Annotated in this window: 15 protein-coding genes and 1 other annotated feature; of the genes, 13 read left to right on the top strand and 2 right to left on the bottom strand. The window is 57.6% G+C overall.

What is annotated here, in order from left to right; all coding sequences use genetic code 11:
• The first annotated feature begins 42 nt into the window (after positions 1-42).
• The 9 genes from QU660_RS06155 (at position 43) to pheT (ending at position 12,323) form a co-directional block, all read left to right on the top strand.
• On the top strand, positions 43-1,362 hold the full coding sequence (locus tag QU660_RS06155) for an aspartate kinase (protein WP_304945668.1): 1,320 nt from the start codon (positions 43-45) through the stop codon (positions 1,360-1,362).
• 8 nt (positions 1,363-1,370) lie between these two features.
• Positions 1,371-2,633, top strand: coding sequence for an NAD(P)/FAD-dependent oxidoreductase (locus QU660_RS06150; protein WP_304945667.1), 1,263 nt, complete (start codon positions 1,371-1,373; stop codon positions 2,631-2,633).
• A 13-nt stretch (positions 2,634-2,646) separates the two neighbouring features.
• Positions 2,647-3,324: a (d)CMP kinase gene (cmk, locus tag QU660_RS06145; RefSeq protein WP_304945666.1), complete on the top strand. Its 678-nt coding sequence runs from the start codon at positions 2,647-2,649 to the stop codon at positions 3,322-3,324.
• Entirely contained in the window at positions 3,321-4,205 is an 885-nt protein-coding gene (ispH, locus tag QU660_RS06140) for a 4-hydroxy-3-methylbut-2-enyl diphosphate reductase (RefSeq protein ID WP_304945665.1), read from the top strand. Before cmk ends, ispH begins: the two co-directional genes overlap by 4 nt.
• The gene (gene rpsA / locus QU660_RS06135; protein ID WP_304945664.1) at positions 4,186-5,289 is read left to right on the top strand and encodes a 30S ribosomal protein S1; all 1,104 of its coding nucleotides are present in this window, start codon (positions 4,186-4,188) and stop codon (positions 5,287-5,289) included. The genes ispH and rpsA overlap by 20 nt, the downstream gene beginning before the upstream one ends.
• An 82-nt stretch (positions 5,290-5,371) precedes the next feature.
• A complete protein-coding gene (locus QU660_RS06130) occupies positions 5,372-6,778 on the top strand; it encodes a cobalamin biosynthesis protein (RefSeq protein WP_304945663.1) in 1,407 nt (468 codons plus the stop codon).
• Positions 6,779-6,856: 78 nt separating this feature from the next.
• On the top strand, positions 6,857-8,512 hold the full coding sequence (locus tag QU660_RS06125; protein ID WP_304945662.1) for a DUF5722 domain-containing protein: 1,656 nt from the start codon (positions 6,857-6,859) through the stop codon (positions 8,510-8,512).
• A 52-nt stretch (positions 8,513-8,564) separates the two neighbouring features.
• Positions 8,565-8,795: a binding site (T-box leader), on the top strand.
• 60 nt (positions 8,796-8,855) lie between these two features.
• Positions 8,856-9,890 carry a phenylalanine--tRNA ligase subunit alpha gene (gene pheS / locus QU660_RS06120; protein WP_330693179.1) on the top strand — a complete coding sequence of 345 codons (1,035 nt, stop codon included), beginning with the start codon at positions 8,856-8,858 and terminating at the stop codon, positions 9,888-9,890.
• Positions 9,891-9,902: 12 nt separating this feature from the next.
• Complete coding sequence (gene pheT, locus QU660_RS06115; RefSeq protein WP_304945661.1) at positions 9,903-12,323, top strand: phenylalanine--tRNA ligase subunit beta; 2,421 nt, start codon at positions 9,903-9,905, stop codon at positions 12,321-12,323.
• A 409-nt stretch (positions 12,324-12,732) separates the two neighbouring features.
• On the opposite strand, the gene QU660_RS06110 is transcribed toward pheT, so the two are convergent.
• Positions 12,733-13,020, bottom strand: a complete 288-nt coding sequence (locus QU660_RS06110; RefSeq protein WP_304945660.1) for a DUF4491 family protein — start codon at positions 13,018-13,020, stop codon at positions 12,733-12,735.
• A 283-nt stretch (positions 13,021-13,303) separates the two neighbouring features.
• Entirely contained in the window at positions 13,304-14,083 is a 780-nt protein-coding gene (locus QU660_RS06105) for a GNAT family N-acetyltransferase (protein ID WP_304945659.1), read from the bottom strand.
• Positions 14,084-14,274: 191 nt separating this feature from the next.
• On the opposite strand from QU660_RS06105, the gene pyrF reads away from it, so the two are divergent.
• From pyrF to pyrE, 4 genes are read left to right on the top strand one after another with little or no spacing between them, the layout of a single operon-like run.
• Complete coding sequence (gene pyrF, locus QU660_RS06100; RefSeq protein WP_304945658.1) at positions 14,275-15,201, top strand: orotidine-5'-phosphate decarboxylase; 927 nt, start codon at positions 14,275-14,277, stop codon at positions 15,199-15,201.
• A gap of 19 nt (positions 15,202-15,220) precedes the next feature.
• Entirely contained in the window at positions 15,221-16,000 is a 780-nt protein-coding gene (locus QU660_RS06095) for a dihydroorotate dehydrogenase electron transfer subunit (protein WP_304945657.1), read from the top strand.
• Between the two features lie 2 nt (positions 16,001-16,002).
• Positions 16,003-16,908 carry a dihydroorotate dehydrogenase gene (locus tag QU660_RS06090; RefSeq protein WP_304947232.1) on the top strand — a complete coding sequence of 302 codons (906 nt, stop codon included), beginning with the start codon at positions 16,003-16,005 and terminating at the stop codon, positions 16,906-16,908.
• A gap of 9 nt (positions 16,909-16,917) precedes the next feature.
• The gene (gene pyrE / locus QU660_RS06085) at positions 16,918-17,598 is read left to right on the top strand and encodes an orotate phosphoribosyltransferase (RefSeq protein WP_304945656.1); all 681 of its coding nucleotides are present in this window, start codon (positions 16,918-16,920) and stop codon (positions 17,596-17,598) included.
• Positions 17,599-17,601 lie beyond the last annotated feature (3 nt).

The raw sequence follows: 17,601 nt of genomic DNA, 5'->3' as shown, positions 1-17,601 counted from the left end.
TCCATCCCAAAAGAAACAAATCAGTAAGGAGAGTAGGAGTGCATGAAAAAGGTAGTAAAATTTGGCGGTAGTTCCCTCGCCAGTGCGGAGCAGTTTAAGAAGGTCGGTGAGATTATCCGGAGCGATGCGGCGCGGCGTTATGTCGTGCCGAGTGCGCCGGGCAAGCGGTTCAGCAATGACACGAAGGTCACCGATCTCCTCTATCAGCTCTATGACAGCACGGAAGATGAGGCGCGCTTTCAGGAGACGCTGAAGGAAATCAAGGGGCGCTATCAGGAAATCATCGACGGACTCTCGCTGGATCTGGATCTCGGCGCGGAATTTGCCGAACTCGAAAAGAACTTCCGCGCACATTGCGGCAGAGAATATGCGGCGAGTCGCGGAGAATATCTGAACGGCCGTGTGATGGCGGCTTACCTCGGCTTCCCCTTTGTGGATCCGGCGGATATGATACTCTTCCACAACGACGGCAGCTTTAACGCGGAGGAAACGGAGCGTGAGGTCGCGGCAAAACTTGCCGGCTATGACTGCGCGGTGGTCCCGGGCTTCTACGGCAGAAAGCAGGACGGCAGCATTGCGACCTTTAGCCGCGGCGGTTCGGATGTCACGGGTTCCGTGATTGCGGGTGCCATTCACGCAGATCTCTATGAGAACTGGACGGATGTCTCGGGCTTCCTCTGCGCGGACCCGCACATTGTCGAAAATCCGGCCGTCATTGAGACCATTACCTATCAAGAGCTCCGCGAGCTCTCCTATATGGGCGCGGGTGTCATGCATGAGGATGCGATTTTCCCGGTGCGGAAAGAAGGAATTCCGATTAACATTCGGAACACCAACCGCCCGGAGGACAGCGGCACCATGATTGTGAGCTCCACCTGCAGAAAGCCGCGCTATACCATTACCGGCATCGCGGGCAAGAAGGGCTTCTGCTCGATTACGGTCGACAAGGATATGATGAACTCGGAGATCGGCTTCTGCCGCAAGGTACTGCAGGTCTTTGAGGACAATGATATCAGCCTTGAGCACATGCCCTCCGGCATCGACTCGATGACCATAGTCGTGCACCAGTCGGAGTTCCTGGATCACGAGCAGCGAATCATGACCGGCATTCACCGCGCGGTGCATCCGGACCAGATTATTTTGGAGGACGATCTCGCGCTGATTGCGGTGGTCGGCAGAGGCATGAAGGACCAGCGCGGCACGGCGGCGCGCGTCTTCGCGGCACTCACGCACGAGCACATCAATGTGAAGATGATCGATCAGGGCTCTTCGGAGTTCAATATCATCATCGGCGTCAAGAGCCGTGACTTTGAGAATGCGATTCGCGCGATTTACACGATTTTCGTATTGACGCAGATTTGAGTGAAACGATGAGACAAATTATCGTAGTTGGCGGCGGCGCCGCGGGTATGATGGCGGCGGTGGCCGCAGCCGAAGCGGGGGCGGCGGTCACGCTGCTCGAAAAGAACGAGAAGTTGGGAAAGAAAATCTATATCACCGGCAAGGGGCGCTGCAATTTGACGAATGCGGCGCCCATGCGGGAAGTGCAAGCGCAGGTTGTGAGCAACCCGCGCTTTCTCTACAGTGCCTTCCGGGCCATGACGAACGAGGACGTGATGCACTTTTTTGAGCGCGCCGGCTGTCCGTTAAAGACCGAGAGAGGCGAGCGCGTATTCCCGGTCAGCGACCACGCGTCGGATGTGATACGCGCACTGGAGCGGGAGATGCAGGCAAAGGGCGTGCGCGTCCGCCTGAATGCGGAAGTCCGCGACCTGCTGTTTTCCGGTGAGGCGGAAACGCGCCGGGTGACGGGGGTCACGCTCTCGAACGGAGAAAAGCTCCGCGCGGACGCGGTGATACTCGCGACCGGCGGTATCTCTTACCCGGCGACCGGTTCGACCGGCGACGGCTACCGCTTTGCGGAGGCTGCGGGCATGGAGGTCACGGAACGCTACCCTTCTCTGGTGCCCTTAATCCTAAAAGAGCAGGAGAGCTGCGCGGCGATGCAGGGACTCTCGTTAAAGAATGTCACGATTACGCTGAAGGACGGAAAGAAGAAAGTTTACGAAGGCTTCGGCGAGGCCCTCTTTACGCACTTCGGCATGAGCGGCCCCTTATTGCTCTCGGCGAGCGCCCTTGCGGGCCCCCTGCTCCGAAGCAAACAGGAGCTGGAACTTCGGATAGACCTAAAGCCGGCGCTCACGGAAGAGCAACTCGAGCAGAGACTGCTCCGCGAGTTCGATGAAAATAAAAATAAGAGCTTAAAGAACATACTGCCTTCGCTCTTTCCGCAGAGTCTCATTTCGGAAGTGCTGCGGCAGAGCGGCATCTCCGGCGAGAAAAAGGTGAGGGATATCACAAAGGCAGAGCGCGCCGCGCTTCGACAGGCGACCAAGGGGCTTTGCTTCACGGTGACCGGCCTTCGAGGCTTCAACGAGGCGGTGGTAACCAAGGGCGGTGTCTCGGTTCGCGCGGTTTCTCCGAATACCATGGAGAGTAAGACCGCAAAGGGGCTCTACCTTGCGGGCGAAGTTCTGGATTTAGACGCGATGACCGGCGGCTTTAACCTGCAGATTGCCTGGTCGACCGGCAGGCTCGCGGGGCAAAGCGCCGGAGCGCCGAAGGCGGAATGAGCGGGAGGAAGAGATGGAAAAAATAAAAGCACTCGCAATCGACGGACCGGCAGGTGCCGGAAAGTCCACGATTGCGCGGGCGGTGAGTCAGAAGCTCGGCTGGATTTATGTGGACACCGGGGCGCTGTTCCGGGCGGCGGCACTCTCGCTGCTCGAAAAGGGAATCTCCCAGGAGGACAGCGCTGCGATAAGGGCGGCTGCGCCGGCGCTTCGGCTTGACCTAAGCATAGCGGACGGCGTGCAGCATGTCTTTGTCGACGGGCGCGATGTGAGCGGAGAGATACGCCGCGAGGAAATCGGCAAGGCGGCGAGCGCGTTTGCGCGCGAAGAGGCCGTTCGGCAGCGGGTTCTTGTGATCGAGCGAGAGATCGCAGCGCGGGAGCCGGTCGTCATGGACGGCAGGGACATCGGAACGGTCGTGCTGCCGAATGCGCTCGCAAAAGTCTTTCTGACCGCGAGCGTCGAAGTGCGCGCCAAGCGCCGCACGGCGGAACTCAGAGAAAAGGGCATAGAGGCGGATTTCGAGGAAGTGAAGCGTGACATTGCGGCGCGCGATGAGCAGGACAAGAACCGGGCGGTCGCACCGCTTCGGCAGGCGGAGGATGCGCTCCTTCTCGACAGCTCGGAGCTTGGCATTGCGGAAGTACAGCAGCGCATACTCGCGCTGGTCAGAGAGAAGGAAGCAGAGTGACGGAGCGGCGAAAGAGAGAAGTGATACTCGCCTCGAGCGCGGGCTTTTGTTTCGGCGTCAAGAAGGCGGTCGAGACTGTGTACCGCGAGGCGGAAGAGAGCAAAGATACGGTATACAGTTACGGCGCCATCATCCACAACGAGGAGGTGGTGCGGGATCTCACCGAAAAGGGTGTGGTTGTCTTTGAGGACGCAGACGCCGCGGCGAAGGTGGGGGCGCTTCCCGAGCAGGCGGGCACCATCATACTCCGCTCGCACGGCGTCGGGCCCGAGGTCTACCGCCTCTGCGAGGAGAAGAAACTCCGCATTGTCGATACTGCCTGTCCCTTTGTCAATAAAATACATCAAATCGTCGAGGCGGAAAACCGAAAGGGACGCCGGGTGCTGATTGTCGGCGACCCGAAGCACCCCGAAGTGCAGGGCATACGCGCCTGGGGCAGGGGGGATACCGAGGTCATTCAGAGCGAAGAAGAACTGCTTGCCCTCGATATTCCGAAGGACACGGCCTTGTCTGTGGTGTCTCAGACAACCTTTCAACTTGCAAAGTTTAAAATGCTGGTTGATAAAATCAGAGAGTTAGGTTATGATATAGCTTGTTTTAATACGATTTGCAACGCGACGCAGGAAAGACAGGCGGAGGCGAAGAAAATTGCTTCCGAAGTCGATGCTATGATCGTGATCGGAGGGGAAAACAGTTCCAATACGAGAAAACTTGTGGAAATCTGTTCCGCAGTTTGTCCGAATACGTTTTACGTCCGGACCGCGAGAGATCTAGATCCTGAGCTTTTGGCGCCCTTTCAGCGAATTGGTATTACAGCGGGGGCATCCACCCCCAAACATATCATTGAGGAGGTTCAAGCCATTGTCAGAGCAGAGTTTTGAACAGATGTTGAATGAGTCTTTTAAGACGATTCACACGGGAGAAGTTGTATCGGGAACAGTACTGGATGTGAAGGAGGATCAGATCATCCTGAACATCGGCTATAAGTCGGACGGCGTCATCACCAGAAACGAGTACACGAACAATAACAGCCTCGACCTCCGGACTGTCGTGCAGATTGGTGACGAGCTGGAAGCCAAGGTCATGAAGGTAAATGACGGCGACGGCCAGGTTTCCCTCTCGTATCGCAGACTCGCGGCGGACAGAGGCAACAAGCGCCTGGAAGAGGCGTTCAACAACCACGAGGTTTTGAAGGCGAAGGTTGTCCAGGTCCTGAACGGCGGACTGAGCGTGCTGGTTGACGAGGCACGCGTGTTCATCCCGGCGAGCCTGGTTTCGGATTCTTATGAGAGAGATTTGAATAAGTATGCGGATCAGGAGATTGAGTTCGTTATTACCGAGTTCAATCCGCGCAGAAGAAGAATCATCGGTGACCGCAAGCAGCTCATGCAGGCTGCGAAGGCAGAGATGCAGAAGGAGCTTTTTGCTCGCATCAAGGTCGGCGATGTGGTTGAGGGTACGGTCAAGAACGTGACCAACTTCGGTGCGTTCGTGGACCTCGGCGGCGCAGACGGTCTCCTGCACATCTCCGAGATGAGCTGGGGCAGAATCGAGAACCCGAAGAAGGTTCTGAAGTCCGGCGACCGCGTCAGGGTCTTCATCAAGGAGATTTCCGGCACGAAGATTGCGCTGAGCTTAAAGTTCCCGGAGCAGAATCCGTGGATTGATGCGGCTGAGAAGTACGCACAGGGCAACATTGTCAGAGGCCGTGTTGCACGCATGACCGATTTCGGCGCGTTCATCGAGCTGGAGCCGGGCGTGGATGCACTGCTTCACGTCTCCCAGATTGCAAGAAAGCACATCGACAAGCCGTCGGATGTTCTTGAGATCGGCGATGAGATTGAGGCAGAGATTGTCGAGTTCAACGCAGACGACAGAAAGATCTCCCTCAGCATGAAGGCACTTGAGAACATGCAGGGCGATGAGATTGTCTACGAGGACGCTGCACCGCAGGACGAGCAGTAATCGGCGAAATGAGAGGCAGGGGGGAAGTTCTCCCCTGCCTTTTTCTTTTATTTAATAAAAATACAGTTTCAAAAGGGACGAAATGACTGAGGCGAAACGGAATCGGGAGCGAGAAACAGCGGTTTATGCGTACACGGAGCGGGGAAGGGAACTGGCCGCTCGTATCGAAGAACTGCTTCGCGAAGCAGGCTATCGTTGTATCCGGGCGGAGGTCGGGGAGGCCTTTGCCCGCTCTGAAGCGCTGGTATTTGTCGGTGCGAGCGGCATTGCGGTGCGGAAAATAGCTCCCTTTGTGAAAGACAAGTTTCAAGACCCCGCGGTGCTCTGTATCGATGAGTACGGGCGCTTTGTGATTCCCCTGCTCTCGGGGCATGTGGGCGGCGCGAACGAACTTGCGCGCCTCATCGGACGGCAGCTCGGCGCCGCTGTCGCCATCAGCACGGCGACGGATTTAAACGGACGCTTTGCCGTGGATGTCTTCGCAAAGAAAAACGGGCTTGCAATCATGAGCCGGGAAAACGCAAAGCGCATCAGCGCAGCGCTGCTTCGCGGCGAAACGGTGGCCTTTGAGAGCGCGTTCCCGCTCGGAGAGGACGAAAAACTGCCGGCGGGCCTCTATGCCGGAAAGGCGGAAGAGGGAAGGCTCGGCATACGCGTGAGTGCCGCGGCGGAGATACCGCCAGACACTTGTCTTCAGCTGATTCCGAAGATTTACGCACTCGGGGTGGGCTGTCGGAGAAATACACCGGTCGAGCTTCTTAAGCACGCGGCACTCCGTTTTCTAAAAGAACAAAACATTTCAAAAGATGCTTTGTTTATGCTGGCCAGCATAGACTTAAAGCGCGATGAACCTGCCGTACGCGCACTCGCAAGCCATCTCGAACTCCCGACTCGCTTCTTTACGGCGGAAGAACTCGCGGCCGTACCGGGTGAATTCGAGACCTCGGAGTTTGTGCATAAGACCACCGGAGTCGGTGCGGTCTCCGCGCGCGCGGCCGCCGCTTGTGCGCCGATTAAAATTGCGGGGAAAACAGTGGTTGACGGGGCGACCTTTGCGCTCTACCGAAAGGAATTTACGCCCACGTTTCGCACGGAGAGGCCCTTCGTATTGATTGCGGGGGCGCGCTATCAGGGCAAGCGGCGGTTTGCGGAGCGGCTGTGCCGAGAGGGGCATATCGCGGGCTTTCGCGCTGTGCCGGACGAAGTGCTCGAGGCCCTCACGGATGCCCTGCTTCGAGAGGAGCGGGCGGCTTTCGAGGCGGAGCTTTCCCGCTGGGTTTGTTCCCTTGCCGAAGGGGCGCGGAATCGGGGAGAGGCCCTGCTCCTATCGAGCATAGGCGGCGGTCTGGTGCCGATAACCCGCCGGGAAAGAGCGCTTCGCGACGCGGTGGGTCGTCTCCAGTGTGCGCTCGCGGCTGCGGCGGATGAAGTATATCTTCTCGAGCTCGGTTTGGCGAGAGCGCTTAAGAAGTTCGGGGAAAGCGTATAGAAATTGTAAGAAGTTTGCAAATCATTTGCGGGCGGTCTCGGCTATAATGGTTTGAGGCAAAGGAGGTAAGAAAGCAAGATGAGAGTACAGAAAAAATGGACGCAGCGCTTCCGCGCGCTCGCGTTGACACTGGGCTTAAGCGCGCTGTTTGCGCTGCCGGCTTACGCAGAGAGCGCGGAGATTCGCGCGACTGCAACCAAGGATCAGGTGACTGTGAGCGGTACGGTCAGCGGAGAGAGCACTTCCGAGGACGGTAAGCTCTACTTTTTTGCGCTGGACCCCTATAACGACAGTATCAAGGACGCACAGCCCATTCAGAGCGCGGCGTACGGCGCGAATTTTTCGTTCACCGCGCCGCTTCTGGACGGCACGCCGGAGACCAGACTCTACGATCAGTTTGCGATTGCGGTCTGGAAGAACGGTCGCTACTACGACATCGGCCGCCGCGCCTATATCACGAACCCGGAGGTGGTCGCAAAGAGCGATAAGCCCTACGAGCAGCCGCTCACGAAGAAGGGACTTTTGGTGGAACTCAACATGCTGAGCGACGCGTTCGATCTCGGCGTGAAGCACGTGAACGTAAACTTTAACTTTGCGCACATCACCTCGGGAACCGGCATCGACTACACCTACGAGGGCAAGACCTACCACTTCGACAAGAACCAGATTGCGGAGTACGACAAAACCATCAGCGCCTTTTCCGGCAAGAGCATGATGGTCACGGCCATTGTCTTAAACGGCTGGAACGACAAGATGCCGGAGCTCATCTACCCGGGGGTCAAGAAGACGGACGGCGTCTTCTACTACGGTTTTAACACGGCGACCAAGGAAGGCTACGAGACCACGCGCGCGCTGATGAGCTTCCTCGCACAGCGCTACAACGGCGAGAATCCGAGCTACGGCCGCGTCTCGAACTGGATCATCGGCAACGAGATCAACAACGGCAGAAACTGGAACTACATGGGCAAGATGGACATCGACAAGTACGTGACCGAGTATGTCCGCGCCTTCCGCGTCGCCTACACGGCCATCAAGGCACAGCAGGCAAACGCGCGTGTCTTCTTCTCGATTGACATGAACTGGAACGATCCGAACGCGGATCAGAAGACCATGTACTCCGCAAAGCACATCCTCGACAAGGTGAACGCGGAGATCAACCGGAACGGTAACATCGACTGGCAGCTTGCTTACCACCCGTATCCGTACCCCATGACGGAGCCGGAGTTCTGGGACGATCACAACACCGGTGCCATTGTGCAGAACGAGAGCACCAAGATCATCGACTTTGAGAACCTGAACGTCCTCACGGATTACCTGAAGGCTTCGAACTTCAGAAATCGCGCGGGTGAGGTGCGCCACATCATCCTCTCGGAGCAGGGCTTTACGGCGATCAGCCCCTCGCGCGGCAATGTCGAAGAGCAGCAGGCGGCGGCCTTTGCCTATGCCTATTACATTGCGGACTCCAACCCTTATGTGGATGCGCTCATTCTGAGCCGCCAGGTGGACGCGCCGCTTGAGGTGAGAAGCAGCTGTGCCTTCGGTCTCTGGGCTTGCCGCATGGATGTCGGCGATGCGATCGTCGCGACCAGAAGAAGAAAGATCTGGGCGGTCTTCAGAGACATCGACAAGAAGGCAAAGACCCTGGAGGCGACCGAGTTTGCAAAGCCGATTGTCGGCATTCAGAAGTGGTCGGATGTGGTTCCGGACTTCCGCTGGAGAAGCCTCGAGAAGTAAAGAAGCCTTGACTTTTTGCGGCCCTGAGCTTATGCTGATTCGGAATTGAATCATAAATGCAGTGAAGACGCACAGTAGCACCGGCAGAGCGCACAGAGAGCGGGAGAAGGCTGAGATTTCCGCCGCAACACCGGAGGTCGAACCTTCGCGTCGGAGCAGCGGAGCTGAACGGGCTTACCCTCAGTAGGTTTCGACGTCTTTCCGCGTCAAGGAAACAATGAGCGGTCCGCGGCACAAGCGGATAATGCGGGTGGTACCGCGGGTTACATAACTCGTCCCGGATACAGAGAGCTTGCTCTCTGTATCCTTTTTTATTCCCCGCAAGTCAGAAAAGGAGAGAGGCATGGACAAGAAGCAGTTTGAGGACTTGAAGCAGCGCTTTGCCGAGAGAGCCGCTGCGATGGAGCAGAAGAACTCGGAGACCCTCTACGAGCTCAGGAAGGAGTTCCTGGACCGGAAGGACGGCTTGGTCAGCGGACTCATGAAGCTCATGAAGAGCGTTCCCCCGGAAGAGAAGGCGGACTTCGGAAAGGAAGTCAATGCGCTGAAGGACTGGGTGCTTGAGAACTTGACCGCCCTTGAAAAGCAGGCGAGAGAGGCAGAGCTGAATCGCCGCTACGAGGCAGAGAAGATTGATGTGACCCTCCCGGGAATCGAGCTGCAGCGCGGAAATCTTCATCCGGACACGCTGGTCAGAAATCAGATGATCGAAGCCTTTGCGGGCATGGGCTTTGAGATTTACGAGGGCGCGGAGATAGAGACGGATTACTATAACTTCACCGCGCTCAATACCCCGCAGGACCACCCGGCGCGTGACATGCAGGACACGTTTTATCTGAGTGATAAGTTCCTGCTTCGCACCCAGACCTCGGCGGGCCAGATCCACGTGATGGAAAAGCAGAAGCCGCCGATTAAGATTCTCTCCCCGGGCAAGGTGTTCCGTTCGGACGACGATGCGACGCACTCCCCGATGTTCATGCAGATGGAGGGCCTCGTGGTGGATAAGGGCATTACGCTCTGCGACCTCCAGGGTATGCTCGATAAATTCGTCGAGAAGTTCTTCGGCGCGGGTGTGAAGACCCGTCTCCGTCCCTCCTACTTCCCGTTTACGGAGCCCTCGGTCGAGGTCGATGTGAGCTGCTTCTCCTGCGGCGGCAAGGGCTGCCGTCTCTGCAAGGGAACGGGCTGGATCGAGATTCTGGGCGCGGGCGTCGTGAACAAGAAGGTGCTCGAGAACTGCGGCATCGACTCGGATGTATACTCCGGTTTCGCCTTCGGAATCGGTATAGAGCGCGTCGCAATGCTGAAGTACGGCATCGGTAACATTAAGTATCTGTTCGAGTCGGATCTCCGTGTGCTCCGGCAGATCAATGAGTAAGGAGGCAGAGAGATGATAGCGCCGCTCAGTTGGCTTAGAGAATATGTAGATATCGATTGCACCCCGCAGGAACTCGAGGAGAAGCTCTTCTCCTGCGGCTTTGAAGTGGAGAACTTGGAAGAGGTCGGCGCGCGGATTTCCCGCGTGGTTGTGGGTCTCGTGACAAGCTGTGAGCCCATCGAGGGCACCCACCTGCACCTCTGTGAGGTGGACTGCGGCAGTGAGGGCAAGTTCCAAATCTGCTGCGGCGCGGACAATGTGGAGGCGGGCAAGAAGTTCCCGACTGCGCTGGTCGGCGCAACGGTCTGTGAGACCAACAAGGAGAGAACGGAGATTGTAGGCACCGCGACCATTCAGGCGGGCAAGCTCCGCGGTTACGACTCCTTCGGCATGCTCTGCTCCGGCATGGAGCTGGGTCTTAACGAGGACCTGTACCCGGGCGCGGGCTATAACGGCCTCCTTGTGTTGCCGGACGATGCGGCTCCGGGCGCGGATGTAAAGCCCATCGTGGGTCTCGACGACTGGCTCTTTGACATCGCAATCACGGCAAACCGCCCGGACTGCCAGGGCATTTACGGCATTGCGCGAGAAGTGGCAGCCGTCCTCGGCAAAGAGCTTAAGCCCCTGCCGGTTTCCTACCGCGAGGAGAAGACCGAGCCGCACACGCTTCAGGTCGAGGTGGAAGCGCCGCAGTACTGCCCGCGCTATGAGGCGCATGCGGTGAAGGATGTGAAAATTGCATCCTCGCCCGCGTGGCTTCGCCGTCGCCTGAGCCTGGTCGGCGTGAGCGCCATTTCCAACATGGTGGATATCACGAACTATGTGATGCTGGAGCTCGGTCAGCCGATGCACGCCTTTGACCGCCGCGACTTAGCGGGCGACCGCATTGTGGTGCGCACGGCGAAGGAAGGCGAAAAGCTCGTGACCCTCGATGAGCAGGAGTTGACGCTCAGCGAGAGCAATCTTTTAATTTGCGACGGCGAGAAGCCGGTCGGCCTTGCGGGCATCATGGGCGGCCTCAATTCGGAGATTAAGGAGACGACGAGCGCGGTCGTCTTCGAGGCGGCAAAGTTTGCGCGCGACAACATCCGCCGCAGCGCCCGCGCGCTCGGAAAGCGCACCGATGCGAGCGCGCACTTTGAGAAGGGCACGGACGAGTACACGGTGGAGCTCGCGATGAAACGCGCCCTGCATCTGACCGAAGAACTCGGTGCAGGCACCGTCACGGATGAGTGCGCAGGCAAGAATACGGGCAACAGCATCGAGAAGCGCCCGCTCACGGTGAGCCTGGCCCGCGTGAACGGCGTGCTCGGCATCGAGGTGCCGGGAGAGGCAGTGTGCCGCATTCTCGCAAATCTCGAGATGGAGCCGAAGCTCGAGGGCGATACGCTGAGCCTCAAGATTCCCGCTTACCGCGAGGACATGGAGAGCTATCAGGACGTCGCGGAAGAGGTGATACGCTTCTACGGCTACGAGCACCTTGTGCCGAGCTTCTTAAAGAGCGCGGAGGTCACGAGCGGCGGCCTGAATGAGAGACAGCGGCGTGAACTCAAGTTAAAGGAGACCCTCGCGGGCGGCGGTATGTATGAGGCTGTCCACTACTCCTTCTTCTCCCCGGCGGACTTAAAGCTGTTCCGCTATCCCGAAGGGAGCGAGGCACTTCGCGCAATTCGCATTTTGAACCCGATCAGCGAAGAACTTTCGCTCATGCGAACGGTGCTCTCGCCCTCCATGGCAAATGCCGTCATGCGGAACCAGAAGGCCGGAAATCTCTCCGGACGCCTCTTTGAGCTCGCGAAGGTCTTCATTCCGAAGTCCCTGCCGCTCACGGAGTATCCGGATGAGAGAACCCACCTGGCCCTGGCCTTCTTCGGCAAGGAGGAGAGTTTCTTTACGCTGAAGGGAGCCCTGGATCTCGCGGCCGAGAGCCTGCATGTCAAGTTCCGCTATGAGGCTTCGAGCGAGCCCTTTACCCACCCCTACCAGACCGCGGCGGTCTATGTGGGCGAGGTGAAGGTGGGATATCTCGGCAAGCTGGCTTACGACATTGCCGGGGAGCTGAACCTCCGCACGGACGCCTATCTCGCGGAATTGGACCTCGACACCATTGAGAGCCTGCCGCACGAGCCGGTCTACTTTACGCCGCTTCCGAAGTTCCCGGAGGTGCAGCGTGATTTGGCTCTTGTCATGGACAAAGCAATCAGCTGCGAGCAGGTCATGAATCTGATTCAGGGCTGCAGCCCGCTGATTCGCGAGGTGAAGCTCTTCGATGTCTACGAGGGCGCACCGATACCGCCGACCAAGAAGAGCCTCGCGTTTACCCTGACCTTCCGCCCGGAGGAGAAGGCGTTCACGCCGGAAGAACTCGATAAGCTGACGCAGGAGATTCTGGAGAAATTAAAGAAAAGTTGTGACATTGCGCTCCGCGTCTGAGTGAAGAGCGCTAAAAAATAATCGTCATGGCCCCATGGGGAGAGACAAGAACCTGTCCTTCCGTGGGCGACGAAAAAAGCTGCGTGCATCTGCACGCAGCTTTTTTCATAAGCTTTCTTATTTTGCCCGTATTTCATATAAAGCCCGCTACAAGAAGGCCGGATAGCATGCTTTCTTACCGCTTCCTTCAACCACACTGTTTCAAGGAAGCGGTAAGCAGGGAAAAGAGGTGCATCATCTTATCCGAACGGGGATATAACAAAGCATTTTCGTTTAGATTACAAGAGTCAACTGAATTCAGATAAAGAGCTGCGTGACCATCCGCATCACAGGGGGCAGGACATGTGCCCGTACGGAGAGAGCAGAAATACACGAATGCTGCCGCAGGGGGCGCATGAAGCAAACGGTTTCAGCCCTTCTTCTTCGGATTTTTGGGAAACCAGCCCTTCTTGACGCGCTCCTCCTGCTCAAAGAGCTCGAGGATACTCCAGAGGCAGCTCACGCCGAAGACGGCTGTGAGAGCGCTCGGAACCGTCCCGCGGAGAAAGAGGGAGACTGCGAGTGCCGCGATGCCGAGCAGGGCAAAGAGCGGCCAGATTTGTTTGCCGATATAGTATTCGCTCTTTATGACGATGGGGTGAAAGGCGCCTATCATCAAAAAGGCACCGAAACCGATCAAGAGGCCGTTTAAATTCATGGGACATCCTTTCTCTTCGCAAAAAGCCAAGCAACAGAGCTTGTTAGCTTGTATTTACTCATATTGTTAGGAAGAGAATAGCAGAGCCCGCTAAGAAATAACAGTGCCATGGCAACAAAATGAAAAAATACGAAAACCAAGGGAAAGAGAATAAGAGACAAGAAAAACAAAAATATGAAAATCGAGAGACAGGACAAGAAGACAAGGGAATAAAAAATCCCCGTCACAGAACCGTTTTGATGCGGTCTCTGAGAGACGGGGAGTTTAACAAATCGAGACAGACTCAGAGCAGGAGCTCATAGTAGCGGAGCGAGGTGGTTTTACGGAAGCCGTTTGCCGTGTAGAGGCGCACCGCAGGGGTGTTGGAAGAACCGACCTGCATGACGGCCTTCTTATAGCCGAGCTTCTTTAAAAGGCCGAGGAACTGCGGGAAGAGCTCGCTGCCCACGCCCTGACCGATCAAATCCTTGCGGGTCGCGATGCGGTGCAGGTAGGCCTTGTTGTCCTTCATCGGGGTGACAAAGCAGCGGAAGGCCGGGCGCTTGTCGTCCGGAAGGAATACCTGGTAGGCGCGGAAGCCTTCCGGGGACGGCTTGGACTCAAGGAAGCGGTAGCGCGAATCCGGCGTCGGCTTGTCCTCGAGCTCGCACTCCATCTCGGTTTCTTCCTCCGCGAGGTGGGCGCCGATCGAGAGGAGCACCGGAAGCGCATCTTTGCAGGCACCGTCAATCGGGAAGCGAACCACCGGGGCCGCGCCCTTTAAACTCTTGCCCGGGAAGGTGATTTTTGCCTTGTTCCAGAGACGGCGGAAGTAACCCTGCTTGCGGTAGTCCGGATCGGTGAACGCATAGACCTCAAAAATTTGATCGCCAAGGCCGCAGAGCGCCATGACGGCGCGGAGTTCCTTGGGATCTTTGCTGTCGTAGGCAAGGAGGTACTTGGTGCCCGGCTCGAGGAGCGGGAAGGTCATCGAAAAAGCTTCCTTCTCGTGGCAGCGTTTCAAGAGGGCCATAATTTTGTCCTGCTCGCCGTGGTTTAAACGATCTTGTTCTGTTAATTTCATAGAGCTCCCATCTGCGCTTTGCGCATAATCGTTCATCTTAAAGATTTCCGTCATTATAACATAGATTTTACGGCTGTGCGAGGCGGGGAAAAGCTGTAAGAAAACCGTAAAGCGTGCGCGCTCGTTGCGTGCGGGGCCAAAAAAACATATAATAAGAAAAACGAGTTTACGGCTGCCTACAGGAGGAAGCGATGATTACAACTTTAATCGAAAAAATCAAAGAGACCAAGGCCCCGATCTGTGTCGGTCTGGACCCCATGCTGGCCTATATTCCGGATGCGGTAAAGCAGGCCGCGTTTGCCGAGAAGGGCGAAAATTTGGAGGGCGCGGCCGAGGCCTGCCTTCGCTTTAACGAGGCCATACTTCGGGAGACGGCGGATTTGATTCCGGCGGTGAAGCCCCAGATTGCCATGTACGAGCAGTTCGGTGTTCCTGGTCTCATTGCCTACGAGAAGACCGTGCGGCTCGCGAAGGAGCTCGGGCTCATTGTCATCGCGGATGTGAAGCGCGGCGACATCGGTTCGACCTCTGCGGCCTATGCGGAGGGACACCTCGGCAGCATCACCATAGGCGAGAAGCAGTTCTTCCCCTTTGACGCGGATATGGCGACCGTGAATCCCTACCTCGGCAGCGACGGCGTGAAGCCCTTCCTCGAGGTCTGCGAACGCTGCGACAAGGGTATTTTTGTGCTTGTCAAGACCTCGAATCCCTCGAGCGGGGAGTTACAGGACCGGCTGATTGACGGTGAGCCGCTCTATGCACGGGTCGCGGATCTCACCTCGTCCTGGGGCGCGTCCCTCATGGAAGGTGAGTGGTCCAATGTCGGCGCGGTGGTCGGTGCGACCTATCCCAAGATGCTTTCGGAGCTCAGAGCGCGTATGCCGCACACCTTCTTCCTGATTCCGGGCTACGGCGCGCAGGGCGGCAAGGCAGAGGATCTCGCGGTCGCGTTTAACGAAAAGGGCGAGGGCGGCATTGTGAACTCTTCGCGCGGCATCATCGCGGCGTGGAAGCAGGAGCAGTATCGTGAGTTCGGCGCAGAGGGCTTTGCAAAGGCGGCGAGACAGGCGACGCTCGATATGATTGCGGATCTTCGGCGTTGCATCCGCTTTGCGTGAGAAACGGGGAAATCGGCATATGAGTAAAGTAAAGGAGCGCGCTTCCGTCTTAGGACAGCGCGAATTATGTCCCGGCGTCTTTGACCTGAGACTTTTGGCACCGCAGATTGCGGCGGCGGCAAAACCGGGACAGTTTGTCAATGTGTTTTTGAATAACGAGGCGCATATCCTGCCGAGACCCATCAGTCTCTGCAATATAGACCGCGAGGACGGTATCTTGCGGTTGGTGTACCGCGTGACCAAGGAGGGAAGCGGCACCGAAGAACTCTCGCGCTACCCAGCGGGCACCGAACTCATGTTGCTCGGGCCGCTCGGCAACAGCTTTCCGACCGAACTCGACAATGTCGCAGTGGTCGGCGGCGGCATCGGCATCCCGCCTCTCCTTGAGCTCCTCTGGGCGCTCCCGGGAAAAAAGTCAGCTCTCCTCGGCTATCGCAGCAAGTCCCAGCTCTTTTTGCTCGAGGACTTTGCGGTCGCGGCCGATGAGGTGAAGATTGCGACCGAAGACGGCAGTCTCGGCATTCGGGGCAACGTCGTGGATTTGCTCCGCGCGCTTCCGGAAAAGCCGAAGGCGATTTTAAGCTGCGGCCCGCTGCCCATGCTCCGCGCGCTGAAGGCGTACGCGGCAGAGGAAGGCATTCCGCTCTGGGTCTCCATGGAAGAGCGCATGGCCTGCGGCATCGGCGCCTGCCTCGGCTGCATCACAGAGAGCACGGAGGTTGATGCGCACTCGAATGTCAAAAACAAGCGCGTCTGCGCCGACGGACCGGTGTTTCGCGCAGAGGAGGTGGTGCTTTGAACATTTCAACGGAAGTGAGTCTCGCGGGCATCACCCTCAAAAACCCCGTGATGACGGCGAGCGGCACCTTCGGGGCCGGAGAAGAGTACAGTGAATTTGTGGACTTAAATAAGCTCGGGGCGGTCGTGACCAAGGGGGTCGCGGCCGTTCCGTGGGCGGGAAACCCGACGCCTCGCATCGCGGAGACGCCGAGCGGTATGCTGAATGCGATCGGCCTCCAGAATCCGGGCGTGGATGTATTCCTTAAGCGGGATTTGCCGTTCTTAAAGCAGTTTGACACCCGCGTCGTGGTCAATGTCTGCGGTCACAGCGAAGAGGAGTATGTCGAGGTCGTGGAGCGGCTTCGTGAGGCGCCGGTTGATTTTCTTGAGCTCAACATCTCCTGCCCGAACGTCAAAGAGGGCGGTATTGCCTTCGGCACGCAGGCAAAGGCGGTCGAGCACATTACCCGCCGCGTGAAGGAGAGAGCGGCGCAGCCCTTAATTGTCAAGCTATCGCCGAATGTCACCGATATCACGGAGACCGCGCGGGCGGCCGAGGCGGGCGGCGCGGATGTGCTCTCGCTCATCAACACCTTGACCGGCATGAAGATCGACATTGAGCGCAGATGTTTTGTGCTCGCGAATCGCACCGGCGGCCTCTCGGGCCCCGCGGTGCACCCGATTGCGGTGCGCATGGTCTATGACTGCGCACATGCGGTCAAGCTGCCCATCATCGGTATGGGCGGCATCGAGAACGCCGCGGACGCGGTCGAGTTTTTGCTCGCGGGCGCGACGGCGGTCTCGGTCGGCACGGCGAATTTCCGGAACCCGCGCGCCTCGGAGGAGGTCGCGGAGGGCATAGCCGCATATCTTTTGAGAACCGGTACCAGGGACGTCAGAGAACTCATCGGCGCGGTGCGCCAATAAGGGAGGACTATGGAACAGTACAAGCAGGAATTTATTGAATTTATGATTTCGTGCGAGGTCTTAAAGTTCGGAGACTTCGTGACCAAGAGCGGAAGAAAGACCCCGTTTTTCGTGAACACCGGCTTTTACCGCACCGGAACCCAGTTAAAGCAGCTCGGCGCCTACTATGCGCGCGCCATCCATGCGGCTTTCGGCGACGAGGCAAGTCTGCTCTTCGGACCGGCTTACAAGGGCATTCCGCTCTGCGTCGCGGCATCCATCGGCATGAGCGAGCTCTATGAGAAGGAACTCGGCTATGTCGCAAACCGCAAGGAAGTGAAGGACCACGGAGATAAGGGGATTCTCCTCGGCGCACCGATCAAGGACACGGATAAGATCGTGATTGTCGAAGACGTGACCACGGCGGGCACCTCGATTGAGGAGACGATGCCCATCATCAAGGCACAGGGCAACGCAGAGGTACTGGGCCTCGTGGTCAGCGTGGACCGCTGCGAGAGAGGCAAGGGGAAGAAGAGCGCACTCTCCGAGATTTCGGAGCGCTACGGCATCAAGACGACCGCAATCGTCACGATGAAGGAGGTCATTGCGCATCTCTACAAGCGCGAAGTGAACGGCAAGGTGATCATTGATGACGCGCTCATGGAGCGAATCGACGCATACTACCGAGAGTACGGTGCGGAGGAGGACTGAGCC

It is taken from the genome of Stomatobaculum sp. F0698, assembly GCF_030644385.1.
Lineage (GTDB): Bacteria > Bacillota > Clostridia > Lachnospirales > Lachnospiraceae > Moryella.
This window is presented reverse-complemented; position numbering and strand designations above follow the sequence as displayed.

Coding starts and splice junctions, on each gene's coding strand:
- QU660_RS06155 (WP_304945668.1), top strand. CDS start 43: ATGAAAAAGGTAGTAAAATTTGGCGGTAGTTCCCTCGCCAGTGCGGAG.
- QU660_RS06150 (WP_304945667.1), top strand. CDS start 1,371: ATGAGACAAATTATCGTAGTTGGCGGCGGCGCCGCGGGTATGATGGCG.
- cmk (WP_304945666.1), top strand. CDS start 2,647: ATGGAAAAAATAAAAGCACTCGCAATCGACGGACCGGCAGGTGCCGGA.
- QU660_RS06130 (WP_304945663.1), top strand. CDS start 5,372: ATGACTGAGGCGAAACGGAATCGGGAGCGAGAAACAGCGGTTTATGCG.
- QU660_RS06125 (WP_304945662.1), top strand. CDS start 6,857: ATGAGAGTACAGAAAAAATGGACGCAGCGCTTCCGCGCGCTCGCGTTG.
- pheS (WP_330693179.1), top strand. CDS start 8,856: ATGGACAAGAAGCAGTTTGAGGACTTGAAGCAGCGCTTTGCCGAGAGA.
- pheT (WP_304945661.1), top strand. CDS start 9,903: ATGATAGCGCCGCTCAGTTGGCTTAGAGAATATGTAGATATCGATTGC.
- QU660_RS06110 (WP_304945660.1), bottom strand. CDS start 13,020: ATGAATTTAAACGGCCTCTTGATCGGTTTCGGTGCCTTTTTGATGATA.
- QU660_RS06105 (WP_304945659.1), bottom strand. CDS start 14,083: ATGAAATTAACAGAACAAGATCGTTTAAACCACGGCGAGCAGGACAAA.
- pyrF (WP_304945658.1), top strand. CDS start 14,275: ATGATTACAACTTTAATCGAAAAAATCAAAGAGACCAAGGCCCCGATC.
- QU660_RS06095 (WP_304945657.1), top strand. CDS start 15,221: ATGAGTAAAGTAAAGGAGCGCGCTTCCGTCTTAGGACAGCGCGAATTA.
- pyrE (WP_304945656.1), top strand. CDS start 16,918: ATGGAACAGTACAAGCAGGAATTTATTGAATTTATGATTTCGTGCGAG.